The sequence below is a fragment of the Anaerobiospirillum sp. NML120449 genome, from assembly GCF_023051105.1.
Classification (GTDB): domain Bacteria; phylum Pseudomonadota; class Gammaproteobacteria; order Enterobacterales; family Succinivibrionaceae; genus Anaerobiospirillum.
On the sequence record NZ_JALKIL010000003.1, the window covers coordinates 74,730 to 89,661 of the forward strand.

Below are 14,932 nucleotides of genomic sequence, written 5' to 3' on the forward strand. Positions count from 1 at the left end.
TATGATCAGTCCCTGTTTTGGGGCGGACCTGTCTGCAGGTCGTCACTGCAGTTAAAGGACTGAGGCAGCTCAGGAATGACAGGCTTATTAATATCCTGAATGAAAAATGAAGCTGATACGGCAAAAAATGTACATAAAGTGTAAATTTTGCCTTTTATAATTCGCTCAAGTTGCTATACTTTTATACTTGTGCCTCCGTGCCACAGCAGGATACTTTTTCACAAAAAGACCGGGAATACAGTCCCGGCTTATGTTGTATCATCTGTATGAGCTAGGGAAACACAACCGACGGCTTAATACCGTCATATCCGTACCCCACCCGAGTATTTTTGGCTGAATTTTGTGTACAGCATTTTTGTCATCGGGGTACAAGCTTTCATATCCTGACAAGCGTGCTGAAAACGTTTGCTGTTCAGACAGGCCTGCCGCGCTCTGACTGACAGTATCAGCCGCTCCGTACGCCTCGTACCGGACACTGAATTATCCACCCCAATGGCCTTGCGCCACCGGGACAAGAATCACCAGCTCCAGAATCAGTGAGCCTGTTTCCGCTGCAGTCATTATTTACCCCAGCCTTTATGGTTAAGGTCAGGGCGTGCCCGTGTGCTGAGCATTGCGCTCAAAGCCCGAAAGGCATGCCATTGTAGCTGCACGTGGTTATCTGCACAGCCTCAGATGCATTGCAGGTCCTGCAGTCAGGGCCGCCGGGCAAATTGCTGGTATTGCCTGCAGGCATTGCCCTGCCAGGCAAGGCAATGCTCTGCAAGGTATGGCCAGGCTGATCTGAGCCCCCACAATGGTCTGCTGCGCCCCCAGGAGAAGGCCGCACAGACTTATCCAGCCTGTCCCCGGGATCTGCAGTCCCGGCGACTGTTATAAAAGGTAATCGCACCGGGCAGAGTATGCACCAGCCCTGCTGATGCAGCTGCTGCTCATCTGTAAGTTCACTACTGTTAATCTGTGTTTGTAAGTCATGTTAAATATCAAAGTAACTAACCGCATGATGCATGAGGACTTTATTGCCAGTGACAATATTGCCCCTTATATTTTGCCGCGCAAACACATTGCCAGTGTCGTCATTACCGTCGCCCTGTGTGCCGTAATCGTGCTTCCTATGCCATCAACATGGGAGCGTTTCAGCGATGAGGGAACTCCTGCCCTTACTGCAGACAGCCGCGAATATCTCAAAAGCGATCAGACCGCTGACGAGCTTGCCGCCAGTAATGAAATTACCGGCATGCACAACGAAAACTACGACGATTACGACATCCCGAGCCAGTACTTCAAGAACGATGCAGCCGATCAGCTTACCGGCACTCAGGGAACTGCTCTGACCGGTACTGACATCCCTGAAGATGACGAAATCTTTGTCGCAGAAACAGAAGTACCTCCGGCAGCTCCGCCTGTAGAGGGCACCTGGGCTGACGGCACCAAAGAGGCAACTGGCGGCGACCTGACCGCTCAGGCCGAAACTCCTGCCCCTGGTGTAACCATTACTCCAGGCGCTGCTGATCAGCCAGCTACTGAAGAGACTGCAGGCGATCAGCTGGCTTCAACAGATATTACCACTCCTGGTGCTGCCGAAGGAGCTGATGAGACCATGGGCAATGTCCCTGAGGTCCGTCCTGAGGGCAGCTGGTATCAGCAGACTATCCGCAGGGGCGATACCCTCTCTGACATCTTTACCTTCCTTGACCTGCCATATGCCACCTTAAACCGTATTACCAAGGTAGCCGGTAACAAAGACCTGCGTCTTAAGGTGGGAGACCCTATTTATTTCCTTATCGACAAGGAAAATGTGGTCATGGAAATGGTCAAGCCGCTTAACAAAACCGAGCAGGTACGCTTTACCCGCATGGCCGCCACAGATGACTTCAGAGTGGTTTATGAAAACCTCAATGATCATGTTGACGATCAGAAACTGCTGGCATCCATTCCTCAGGCTGAGACCATGCCTCTTGCCGTTGAGGCCGCAAAGCAGCGTGCCATTCGCGAGGCTGCTCTTGCAAAGGCCCGTGCTGAGCAGGAAGCCCGCGATCGCGCCAACAACGTCAACCTCAAGCGTCCTCGTCTGCTCATTGCCGAAGTCAAAAAGGGTGAAAGCTTTGCCACCGCAGGTCGCCGTGCCGGTCTTACCCCTGCTGACATACGTAATATCGAAAATATCTTCAAGCAGAAGATCAATGTCCGTACCTTAAAGCAGGGCGACAAGTTCCGTGTGCTCTTCAGCGGCATCGGTACCAACGCTACCCTTTATGCCGTACGTTTTGAGACCCACCGTGGCAATTTCGAGTCCTTTATCAATCCTGAGGACAACAATTTCTACGGCGAAAACGAATTTACTCCTACTGCAGGTATCTTCCGTCGCTTCCCTCTGGCCGGAGACATCAAGGTTACATCACACTTTAACCCTTCACGCCGTCACCCTGTGACCCGTCGTGTAAGTCCTCATAATGGCGTGGACTTTAAGGCCAGTGTCGGTACCCCTGTATATGCCCCTGCCGATGGTATGGTTACCTTCTCAGGCTATCAGCGTGCTGCCGGTTACTACGTGATTGTCAGCCACGCCAATAACTTCTCCACCGTATACATGCACCTGTCCAAAACTGAGGTCAAGCGCGGTCAGAAGGTTATTGTAGGTCAGCTCATTGCCCGATCAGGCAATACCGGCCGTACCACAGGTCCGCACCTGCACTATGAGATCCGTATTAACGACCGTCCGGTAAACCCGCTCAAGATTGAGCTGCCAAGCTCCAATCATCCAAATCTGGCCCGTGAGCAGCGTGAGGCCTTTGCCAATAACGTAAAGATTCTGCGTGCCGACATGAACAACGACCGTCTGGCTGCCACAAGATAAGAGCAGGCGGACTCAGTTCACTCAATCAGGCCGCCCCACGGGCGGCCTGATTTGTATGCAGCCCACTACAGCCACCGCCCCTGCAACCTACGCTCCAGCCGCTCCGGCAGGAGCTGCAGCCGCCCCGGCCGCCGCTTACGACAGGGCAGTCCATGTGCGTCTGACCTGTCAGGACCATACCTGTGGCATGCCAGGTCAGGTCATTTTGGGGGCTGGTTATGGCCCGGGCATGCCAAAAAGAAGGTACCGGGCGCGCACCTGCAAGCTGGAAGTATTGGGACCGGGCGTGGTTATGGCTATAATAGCTTGATCCGACCCGGTCAGGGTCATGGATTTTATTAAGGCAGGCCTGGCGGCTCTGTCAGGTTGAGCTCTCTGCACAACATAAGGCGTTATGCAGCTGATATCACACCTGGCACCCGGCAGTTACCAGCGCCCGGGCTCTGCCCGCGCCGGAGTACCGTTGCCGGCGCCAGGCATACCGTGGCCGGAGCCGGGCATGCAGTGCCCGGTGTCGGACATATCGGCGCCGGGCATGCCGTGCCCGGTGTCGGACATATCGGCGCCGGGCATGCCGGCCCAGGTGTTCCGGCCGGCCTGAGAGCAGAAAAGATTGCCTTCACGGATATGCCGTACTGCCGGCATCAGTATGCCACTGCTGTTTCATCTCTTGCCGGATGTACGCTGTCCAATATAATCTGTTAATCACCGGTTTATTTTTCTGAATATGCCTCATGTGGCGGCAGGAACTGTCTTGCAGGACAGTATCTGCTGACAGGCATAACAACCAGTATCAGTCTGACCATGCTCGCTGCTCAGGGTGACGATCCTGATGGCAGTTGAGACTGGGACCTGTATGCAGCCTGAGGCTCAGTCCTCTTTAAAAGGCATCTGTCCTGATTTCCGGCGCAGCGGACTTCAGGGGCATGCAGGCTGCCCGGCAGATGGTGCAGGCCCGGGCCCTGGCAGGGTCGTCAGGGGCTGCACAGCATGCTCAGAGCTGAAGCTGTCGTTGCACAGGATGACTTTTTTACCTAAGGGCGGGGAGTATTTCCCGCTGTAGATATCGCGATGCTGTCCAATACTAACCTTTCCAAAGAAGCTGCTACCCTGACCAGGTGGCTGGTTTCCATTCCATCTGTGGCCCATGCCAAGGGCCCTGCCCTGATCTGCAAGGCCATCTATGATGGACTGAGCGAATTTCCCTATTTCAAAAAGAACAGTGAAAATCTGACCCTGATCTCCCATGGAGAATCAGGCAAGAGCTCAGTTGTAGCCCTGGTCAGGGCCATGGATACGGTTGACGATACCATCGTGCTGCTGTGCGACACCGACACCAGCTCTCCTTATCACTATGGTGCCCTCAAGGGTTTTTCCACCAACTGTGATGAGCTGCGCAACCGTCTGAGCACCATGGATGACATTACCGATCCTGTCATCCGTGCCGGTATTGAAAACGATGAGCTGCTCTTTGGCCTTGGTGTCCTGCAGTCCAAGTGCGCTACCGGCTCCATGCTGGTGGCTCTCAAGGAGCTTTCTGACAATCAGGTACGCCTCAATGTCAACGTCCTCTTTATCTGTACTTCTGAAAGTGCCATTTCGCATCGCGGCATCAAGAAGTGCATCCCTTATCTTGAGGAGCTGACCGAGCGCGAGCGCCTGCATCTCAAGCTGGCCATCAATGCCCGCCCTAACTTCCCTCTGCATCGCAATGACAGGGATCTGCATATCTACACCGGCAACTATGGCAAGGTCGAGCCATCGTTCTACATTATCGGAAACTCCACATCCGCTTTCCGCCCATTCTCCGGTTTCTCAGCATCCATTATTGCCTCTGAGCTGATCCGTCAGCTTGAGCTCAATCCTGACATCATCCGTGCACTCAACAATACCCCGCTGGTCCCTACCTTTGACAGTCTGCGCGTCAAGGAATTTGGCAAGGATTACAGCCCTGACGGCATGCAGGTATCTTTCTCCCTGCCTATAGTCAATGTTGACCTTGGTGATCTGCTCGCGCTGCTTAAAAAAGCCGCTGCTGCAGCCATTGAACACGCTGCCGAACTGGTAGATCAGCGTGAGTCTGCCTATGCTGAGCTCAATGGCGAAGTATTCGTACCAATGTCACAGGATGCCGAGGTTGTCTCATTCTCGGATCTGCTCGAGCGCGCCAGTCATAACTTCAATGGCAATCTGCAGAAGGCTCTGCAGGGCATGGTGCAGAAGTGCCGCTCTGAGGGTCTGTCACTGCATCAGGCCAGTATTACCATTATTGAGCGCCTCAACGAGCTGGCCAAGCTGCCACGCCCGTCAGTAGTGGTTTACTTTACTGACAACTTCCTGCCTCCTCAGGGTCTGAGTGCCAGCTTAAGCCAGGATCGCGAGCTCTTTATGATGCTTGACGGCCTTATCAGCCGCTTTGCCTCCGTAAGCAAGATTACCCCTACCCTGGCCATGCACTATGCCCCTGGTGAGGCCTGTCTGCTCCGTCCGGTCAATTTGAACTCCTCACTGACCACTCTGGCAAGAGAGTGCCCTGTAGGCATTGAAAATCTTCACGGCCTGAATGTACCTGCCATTACTCTTGGTATTAAGGGCGATCACCTGAGCCTGCTTACCGAGCATGTCGACAAGCGCATGTTCGAGTATCTGCCATCTCTGATTGTCAACATTGTTGAGGCCGTTACCGCCAGTCCAGAAGCCAGCCTTGGCTATGTAACTCCGGCCAGTGCCGAAGGTGCCTTTGCTGCCCTGGCTGGCCCTGCTGCCGCCGCTGTCAGTGAAGGTACTTCAGTTAACAACATGGATCCTGATGGTCCTGATCGTCTTACCCTCACTCTTGAGCAGCTGAGCGAGCGCGCCGAGGCTCTGTCCAGTGAGACTGTAAGCCAGGTTCAGGAAATTCGCCAGGAGCACAACGAGGACGGCTCTTTTTATACCCAGATTGCCCGTGGCACTCTCGAGCCACAGTCCCTTTCTGCCTTCCTCAAGCCTGACGGTTCACCTCTGCCAGGAGCCGAGCTGCGCCTTGCTCAGCGCCTGAGCGGTCCGGCCCGTCCACGCCCTGAGGGTCAGGAGGGCAACAATATTGATTCAGGCTATGGCTATACCACAGCTGAAGCTGCCAATGCCGCTCAGGCTGAGGCCGCTGCTGCTGCCCGCTCCAGTCGTACTGCTGCCGAGGCTGCTGCACGTGCCAGTGAAGAGCCGCTTTCAGCCCGCCCTATTTCCGTATCTACCGCCGGTCAGGGTGATGACTCACAGTCAGCCATTGATGCGCTGACCATACAGAATCTTGAAGACAGCGAAAGCTCCCGCAAAGATCAGGAAGCTGCCCAGGCAAAGGAGCAGCGTGAGCTGGCCCGCAGCAGTGACATCCAGGATGCCATTGCCCGCAGCATCAACGAAAAATCAGCCGACGGCTCCACCAGCAGTGCTTCAGCTGGCGCCATGTCTGATGATGAGCGCTCCCGTCAGGAACTTGCAGACCTGCTCAAGCCTACCCAGGTTGAGGTCATGGCCGCTGACGAGCGAGATCCTCTTTCGGGCATCAAAAAGCTCTTTAATCGTGACCAGTCCAGACAGTCAGATGGCGAGCCTGCCAGCCCGGGCCTTGCTCCTGTAAGCCAGGCTCCTGAAGGCGAGGTCATGCCATGGGAAGCTCAGGCATCCCAGACCGCCCCGTCCGGCCTTTCAGGCCAGCAAGGCCAGTCTGGTCAGCCTGGCCTGCAAGACCAGTCTGTTCAGCCAGGTCTGCCTGACGCCGCCTCCACCGGCGCCACCGGCACCGTCATCAGCCTTGATGACAATGCTGCCCCGGTAGATCTGAGCTCCCAGAGCTCTGAGCTTGATATTACCCCGGCAGGCAGCACAGCTGACAGGGACAGTCAGGATGCTCAGGGCACAGTCATGAGCTCTGATGGTGCCGAGCCGCTGCCAGAGCTGAGCCAGCCTGCTGCCGCTGCCCCTGTTGAAGAGGGCAAGGGAGCCTTAAAACTCGTTTCCTCTTTCTTTAAGAGCCTGCGTCTGGGACGCGGATCTGACAACCAGTCAGGCGATGCCATCACAGGTGCAGCCGCTCAGGGCACCGGCCTTACCTCAGGCACTGCCGCTACTACAGCTGAAGCTGAGCGCATTGCTGCTATTGCCGACAACGCCCTCAATCTTTCCGATGATGCCGCCACTCAGGCCGGCAAGGCTGACCAGACCGGCAGCCAGTCCGACCTGAATGACAGCATGCAGGCTGCCACCGCCTCCATGTCCGATGCCTTCCAGGCCGCAGCCCAGGCCCCGGAGACTGCCCCTGCAGCTGACGCTGCAGCTGCATCCCAGGCTCCTGCAGACGCCCAGTCTGCAGAGGCTCAGACTGCCTACACCCAGCCTGCCGACGTGGCCACTGTCATCACCGATAGCGAGCCGGCCCCGGCAGACAGTACCGCCCAGTCAGACGACCAGCAGGCCGACAATGATGCTCAGCCTGCCATGGACATTGGTGTGGCCGATGAAATCCAGCCTCAGGCCGACGAAGCCCAGCCTGAGGCCGCCGCAGCTGACGCAGCCGCCCCGGACGCCGATGCCGATGCAGCAGCTGCTGACGCAGCTGACGCCGAGGCTGAGGACAAGGCCGATGCTGCTGCACAGGCAGCTGACTCTGCAGCCGATTCTGATGTAATGGGCAATGAGGTCAGCTCTGAGCAGGTTGCCAGCATGCTGGCTTCCTCCATTAACGAGAAGATCAATTCCAACACTCTTGCCTCCATTGATGAGCCAAGTTCTTATCAGCACAACGATTTACCGCTCAACAACGGTGTCTACGCCACTGACATTGACCGCGACCAGATGGGCAGCCTGCTCACCCCTGAAGGTGAGGCTGCAATCATTTCCTCTGGTCAAAGCGCCCAGTCAGGAGAGCCACCTGCACAGGACAATGACCGCACTGCTGACAATGATGCCAGTGACGCCGCCAGCCTGCATCTGCGCGATGAATCCGGCTCACAGCTGAGCTCAGAACCTGCCCTGTCCGCTGACTACCAGCCACAGGCTGATGCCATTGAAGCCCAGGATGCCCCTGAGACCAGCGACAGCCGTGATACCAGAGACAGCCCTGACTCCATGGCTGCCGAGCACAAGGCACATGACAGGCCAGGTGCTGCCGCCGCTTATGATGCAGCCTTCCTCGAGGCCGCCACAGGCATACCTGCAGCCCCTTACAGCCCTGCACAGTCTTATACACAGACAGTTCAGGATAATGAAGCTCAGGCACCAGAGAGCGCCTCAGCCCCGGCCGCAGACGCCGCTGTAGCCGCAGCTGATGAAGTTGACGCCCCGGCCACATCCGCCGCTGCAGCCGATGAAGCTGCTGCCGGCGCTGCTGAGCAGTCCAGCCTTGCATTGTCAGTGCTGGGTAATCCTGAAAGCGGCACAGCAACATCCGAGGGTGCAGCTGCCTTAAGCCGCAGCTCACCGGCCCACGACCAGCTGCAGGTACGTCCATCTCCAGCTGCCGAACATTTACGCCCAGCCCGTCATGACGATGTGGCACCGGCTCTTGCTGACGGTATGACCAATCCTCTGGCCGAGCAGACTCCTGAATTTGCCGCCAATCCTCTGGCCGGTGAGGAAAGCACCGCCACAGCAGCTGTGCCTGCTCAGGATGGCGCCATGGCAGATAATGCTGCAGCTGCCCCAGCCACCACAGTGGCCCAGGCAGCCGATTCAGCTGCTGCCGCCGGCACTGCCCCACAGGCTAAGACTGAGCCTGAGGCTGAGCCTGAGGCTGCTGCCTCCGCTGCTGCAGCTGATTCAGCTGCAGTCGCTGCTGAGCACAGTGCAGATGCTTCAAATTCCAGCACCAGGGCCGCAAGCGTCTCTGGCAAGGCCGGTGAAAAGCGTGCTGACAAGGATGCCAGGGCCAACAAATCTGCCGATGCGGCCAGAACTGAAGCTGACAGCAAGGGTAAGGACACAAGCAAGTCTCAGAAGGCCGGTCAGTCTGAAAAGGCCCGTCGCAAGCTCGAAGAAATCACCATGCGCCTTGCTGCCCGTGCCTCAGGCATGGAAGCCTCCGCTCTCAAGGAGCGCATGGACGCCCAGCGCCCTGAAATCAGTGAGCGCCCTGAAGGTGGTGCCGCTGGTGCTGCCGCAGCCGCCAAAACAGCAGCCGCAGCTGCTGCAGCTGCCAGCGCCGCAGGTGCAGCCGGTGCTGCTGGCGCCGCTGCAGCAAGCGCTGCAGGGGGTAACGCCTTTAGTCTGCCATCAGACAGTGATGTCACCCGCGCTATTGATACCAGCGTGAACATGATGGCCCGCAATCGCTTTGTAGTTAGCGAAGACCCTCATAACACCCGTGATCCTGAGGAAGTCTTTGCCGAGGCTGAAGCCGAGGCAGCTGCTCTGCGTGCTGAGGTTGAGGAGCGCCGTAAGCGCATTACCGAGGCCATGGCCCGCGAAGATGAGCAGCGCAGCCAGAGCTCAGACGCCGCCACTGCCAGTGCCAGTGAGGACGCTGGTGCCGCTGTTGAGGCAGCTGCTGCAGACAGCACAGCCAGCAACGCTGCTGCCAGCCAGGCTGCAGCGCAGGATCGTCCTGACATTGCAGCTCTCAATCAGCTTATTGAAAATGCCCGTGAGCAGGCCGCCGAAGAAAGCGCCGCTGCAGCTGCTGCCACAGCCGCTGCTGAGGAGAAAGCTAACCGTGCCATGGCTGAGGCTGAGGCAGCACGTGAGGCCAGACGCCTTGTCAGAGAGGCTGCCGCAGCTGCGCAGGCTGCAGCTGCAGCTGCTGAGCCGGTTACTGCTGTTGCCCAGCCGGTGGCTGAGACTGTGGTGGCTGAGGCTGAAACTGTGGCCGATGCTGAGGCTGTGGTGGTTGATGCTGCCCAGATTCACAATGAGCACAGATTCTGGGAGAAGAGTGCTGCTGATGCCAAGGTACAGGAGCAGGTCAGCCCGGCCCCTGAATTTGGTTCAGACACTGGCACCGGTCAGAACGTGCTGGTCTTTGACAAACTGCAGACCAAGGCTGCGCTGCGCAACTCTGTTGATGTGGAGCCTCTTGATGATGCTACCCGCCGCGAGCTTGACGGTCTGCGCCGCGTAGGCACCGAAGAGGCCATTGCCCAGCTGCTTTATGCTGATGAGGACTTCTCTGATGATGCCGATGAGCGCATAAATCAGAGCCGTCAGCATGGTGATGATAATGCCCTTGAAACCCTGACTATTGAGGCCACAGATGTGACCCCGGATCAGGACCAGGAGCCTCTGTCAGAAGAGGATGCCGAGCGTCAGGCCCGCCGTGCCGCTCTGCGCCGTGCCATGTATGGCGACGACTCAGCCGACAGTGGCAGCCGCCGCAAGGGCACCTATATTGACCTTGATAACTTTGGTGTAGCCAAGAATATCGACCCTGATGCTGTAGAGCAGGGCTATACCACTACCAGCACTGCCATGAAGGAGCCCGAGCCGGTACTGGCCACCAGCATTGGTACCGTCGCCGCCCCGGCTCAGAATCCGTCCACCACCCGTGTAGTAGGACGCTCCACCTCTCTGCCTATGGCTGAGCCAAAGAGCGATACTTTCAAGAATTCCACCTACACTCAGGAGCCAATGGAGACTGTAGCCTCATCAAATCCAGGTGTACGTATTCTGCGCACTCCAAATGCCAACCTGCGTCGCGCTCAGCGCGTTCAGTCTCAGGACAAGACTGGCAGCAGTGATCAGGAGTTCAGCCTCTCTGATGACGGTAATGCTCTGATTTCCAAGCGCAAAGGTGCTCAGCCGGAGGCTGCCACAGCCGCTTCACGCCCTGAGCCGGCATCACCAACAGCTATTGAGGGATCAGTAGCTGACCTGGCCCGCTCTGCGGAAAACTCTCTGCGTGTGCAGCGCAAGAAAGTTCAGGAAGATGCCAGTGTCGCTCCTACCATGGTGGTAGGAGCCACGCGCAAGGAGAACAAGGCAGAAGCTCCGGCCCGTCCGGAACCGGCCTCTCCTACTGCTATCGAAGGCTCTACCGAGGTACTGGCCCGCTCAGCTGAAAACTCCCTGCGCAATCAGCTCAAGAAAGTGCAGGAAGATGACAGCGTAGCCCCTACCATGGTGGTAGGTGCCCAGCGCAAGGAAAAGAAGGACGATGCCCCACAGCCGGCCTCTCCTACCGCTATTGAGGGATCTGTAGCCGCTCTGGAGCGCTCAGCTGAAAACTCCCTGCGCGTTCAGCGCAAGAAGGCTCAGGAAGATGCCAGCGTCGCACCTACCATGGTGGTCGGTGCCCCACGCAAAGATAACAAGGCAGCTGCTCCGGCCCGTCCGGAACCGGCCTCTCCTACTGCTATCGAGGGCTCTACCGAGGAGCTGGCTCGCTCAGCTGAAAACTCCCTGCGCAATCAGCTCAAGAAAGTGCAGGAAGATGACAGCGTAGCTCCTACCATGGTGGTGGCTGCTCCCAAGAAGGATAAAAAGTCAGCCCCTTCCAGAGACAGGTCCGATGAGGGCAAGCCTGTAGCACCTACTGCCATTGCCGGCTCCACTGAAGACCTGGCCCGCTCAGCTGAAAACTCACTGCGCAACCAGCTCAAAAAGGTCCAGGAGGACACCAGCGTCCCTCAGACCATTGTGGTCCGCTCCCCTAAATAACAGGAAAGCCGCTGTCAAAGCCGCTGTCAAAGCTGCTGCCACTGCAGCTGCACTGGCAGCTGCTGCAGCGGCAGCCGCAGGCTGAGATTCAGCCCAGACGGCCACATTGGCCTGACAATTTAAATATTTCAATATATACAGATAAAAAGAGACCCGCTGTTTGCGGGTCTTTTTGTTGATGCCAGGCCTGAAGCAGATCGCAAGGCCCGGAGGGTCGCCATGCCCGCCCACAGGCCAGGCTGCAGTTGCAGACTGACTGAGGGCGGCAGGTGCTATAAGGATTTGGTCGGGATACCCAGCATCTGAGCACGGCTGCTTAAAATGCGGTCAGCTGTGTACAGAACAATGTCATTGAGCTTGTAATGTAAAGCTGTTGCCAGTATCAGATCATCGCCACTGGTACGATCCTTTCCAAAAGAGTTTAGATAGTCACGACAGTTTTGTGGAGCAGCTACAGCTGAGCGCTTGAGATCAAGCTCCTCAAGAGCGGTCACGGCCTTACGCACGGCATGACCAAGCTGAGCATTGCCGCCATTACTGCCGTTGCGGCTGTCAAACTTCTTGCGATCAAGCTCACGCAGCACCACCTCAGGAACCACAATGGTGAAGTCCTTCTTGAGCAGAGCAAGTCTGTCGCTGTTGTCTATCAGGTAATTGGTATCGACAATGGCAAAGCGCTCACCGGCATGATAAGGCTCAAAGTATTCATTGAGCTTTTGCATCAGCGTACTGATGCGGCCGGTCAGACTGTTAAGACCTGTTGAGTCAATTCCGCTGCAGTCCTTACGGAATGTGTTAAGCACAGCAGTCCAGGACAGAATGGCACGGGACAGTTCAGGTCCAACCAGCTTAGGATCAGGCTGCTCACCCTCGCAGGCATTGCTGATCATGTTGAAGTAACGCTGCACTTCTTCAAACTCGCTGATACGCAGACGCAGCATAATATGCTCGAGCATATTGGCTGTTATGACATCAGTGCTGATACCTGAATAAACAGCACTTAGCGAGTTGTCAGGGTCCATCATGCCCACACTGCCACGTCCGGCACCGCCAGGCAGCTCAAGCGATGAACGGCGGCGGTTGCCCTGTTCAGCCCGATCCTGAGCAATGACCCTGTCCAGGTTCTCCTTATTGACCTTTGATGTGCTCCTGAGCACCTGATCCGGGCTTTGCTGACGGAATGCCAGGTCAAACAGAGCCTGACCCAGCCAGCTGGCAACCTGACTTATGGAAATGACAGTTTTCTGCATGGTGCTGTCGTTGAGAGTCTGCTCGGCAACACGGCTTTCAAATTGGCTAAGGGCACTTCCGGCTGCTGCCTCAGGCTCATAAGTGCTGTCACTTAAAGCCAGCATGGCGGCCAGCTCATGCCAGGTGCTGGCCGGAGTGGCTGCCTTAATCCATGAGGATCGATCAGTAACATTAACTGAGCAGATCTTCATTACTCTGAGCAGCTCAACCAGATAAAGCTGTGACCAGCCCTTTAACCATGAGCTGATATCAACAGAGCTGCTCTGGGCCAGCCATACCACAACAGCAGGACCTGGGCGGTCAAATGGAGCCATGGAACTTAAGGACGGCCCCTTGTGGATCACGGCCTCAACCATGGGAAGATTGATGCAGTCATCGCCCATAATGGCCTGTATTGAGCTGCTGACCAGAGCGCAGTAATCAGAGCTTTCAAGTCCGGTATAAAACACCTGAGTGTCATTGCCAGGCAAAGACAGGGCACTGTTGGGCAGATGCATTACCAGAGAGCTGTCCACACAGGCCTCTTTAACTGTATTGTCAATCACAATACACAGCGATCCGGCTGCAGCTTCGACTTCACTGAGGCTGGCAGGAACAGCACGCTCCTCTCCCTCACAGACTTCAGCTGAACGCGGGGTCACCTTCTTGCGGGCAATCATTATCTGAGTGCTTTGAGACGGCAGACTGATTACAGCCTTACGGCCTGCAAGTACTCGCGACAGGGCAGAGGTTTTATGTCCCATAATGAGCTGGCGCAGACCGTCGACAGGATCTGGCAGACGGAAGAGATCCTTTACCTGAGCGGTTTTCAGATCATATTTGCGGGTAAAGAAGCTGATATCAGCCGGAGTTGTCTTACCGCCTTTACGCACCCTTGCAGCCAGAGCCTCAAATCTCTCCATATCACGGGCTATGTTTTTGCTCTGTCGTGCACTTGATGATGCCGGAACAGCCACCATGGCGTCCGGCACCATACGCTGCATCAGTGGACGGGTAATCAGGCTGAATACAGTGCTGCTGTCAGTGCGTTCAAGCCAGGCACTGAGATCAGGATCGGTGCTGACTACACTCAGTCTGTTGTCCTGATCAAGTGAAAGCTCGAAAGACATGATCTGAGGCTCAACCCTGATATCATTTTGCACGCTGCACTTAATGCCGTCATTTTCCAGCATGACACTGTCAGTAAACCACTCCATATGTGGCAGTTCGTGATGGCCAAGTTCCTTAAGACGTCTGTCGCCTGGCATTACCAGATTGCGCAGCGCCTCCTGTCCCTTGTCATCTAACAGAGTACGGGCCTGCTCTGCATAAGAGGCCTGATCGGCAATTATCTCAGGCTCATCTTCAGCACTGTCCTCATCTTCAGGAAGTGCAGCCTCACCACGGGCCCATGAAGAAGCAGCATTACTCTCCCATGCAGGCAGAGAGCTGTTTTTGCTCCCGCCATCCTCGTCTCTGCCCGAACCGTGGCCTTCATCTTCACCGTCATTAAAAGAAAGAGCGCGGGCAAGGCCATACCAGTTCACTACGGCCAGACCGTCACCGACGGAGCCTGGCTGAGCAAACTGAGCCATACGGGCGGCGGTCACGCTGTCTGCATGAGCAGCAGCACGCTGCAACAGCGCCATGGTGACATTGTGCGAACACAGATCATCCTCAAGCGGATGATAGAAGAAAGTATTATCAGCACGGGTAAGCATGCCCGGAACCAGCTTGTCCTTAAAGAAATCCTGGCCCTTAGGGGTAATGCTCAGACTGCCCACGGTAATGGCCTGCAGATCAAGAGCTGCAGCATTAACAGCAGATCCTTCTCCGGCCTCCAGATCACGGCGCCCGTCATCATCACTGACGCCACTGCCGTCAGTGCCGCCACTTCCAGCCTCACTGGCAGCTGCACTGCCAGCAGCGCGGCTGCTGCCTGCAGCAGCTGTGCCCCTGTCGTCAATGGTCAGCAGGCCGGCAGAGAGCAGGGCGCTCAAAGAGCTGCGAATGAAGACAGGCTCAATTTTAAAGACCTCGCATATGGCACTGAGCGAAGCATTGCCCAGATCATGGTGACGCAGTGGCAGGCTTAAGAGCAGCTCATCAAAAACGGTGGCGTAACGTACCTCACGATAGTAATAGGAGACACGTAACGGATTGAGCGGACAGCAAAGCTGAGCCTTGACAAGACTTACAGTACTCACGTTTACC

General features: G+C 56.3%; 3 protein-coding genes. 2 read left to right on the plus strand and 1 reads right to left on the minus strand.

All coding sequences use genetic code 11. The features are described 5' to 3' along the window. Positions 1-973: 973 nt before the first annotated feature. Positions 974-2,857: a peptidoglycan DD-metalloendopeptidase family protein gene (locus MXE41_RS01755; protein ID WP_247099141.1), complete on the plus strand. Its 1,884-nt coding sequence runs from the start codon at positions 974-976 to the stop codon at positions 2,855-2,857. A gap of 1,071 nt (positions 2,858-3,928) precedes the next feature. Continuing rightward, the gene (locus MXE41_RS01760) at positions 3,929-11,488 is read left to right on the plus strand and encodes a hypothetical protein (RefSeq protein WP_247099142.1); all 7,560 of its coding nucleotides are present in this window, start codon (positions 3,929-3,931) and stop codon (positions 11,486-11,488) included. A gap of 272 nt (positions 11,489-11,760) precedes the next feature. Here the strand turns inward: MXE41_RS01760 and MXE41_RS13185 are convergent, their stop codons facing one another. Then, entirely contained in the window at positions 11,761-14,925 is a 3,165-nt protein-coding gene (locus MXE41_RS13185; protein WP_247099143.1) for a PIN domain-containing protein, read from the minus strand. Positions 14,926-14,932 lie beyond the last annotated feature (7 nt).

Bases quoted from the DNA above. Each gene is read 5' to 3' on its own strand.
- MXE41_RS01755 (WP_247099141.1), top strand. From the start codon at position 974: ATGTTAAATATCAAAGTAACTAACCGCATGATGCATGAGGACTTTATT.
- MXE41_RS01760 (WP_247099142.1), top strand. From the start codon at position 3,929: ATGCTGTCCAATACTAACCTTTCCAAAGAAGCTGCTACCCTGACCAGG.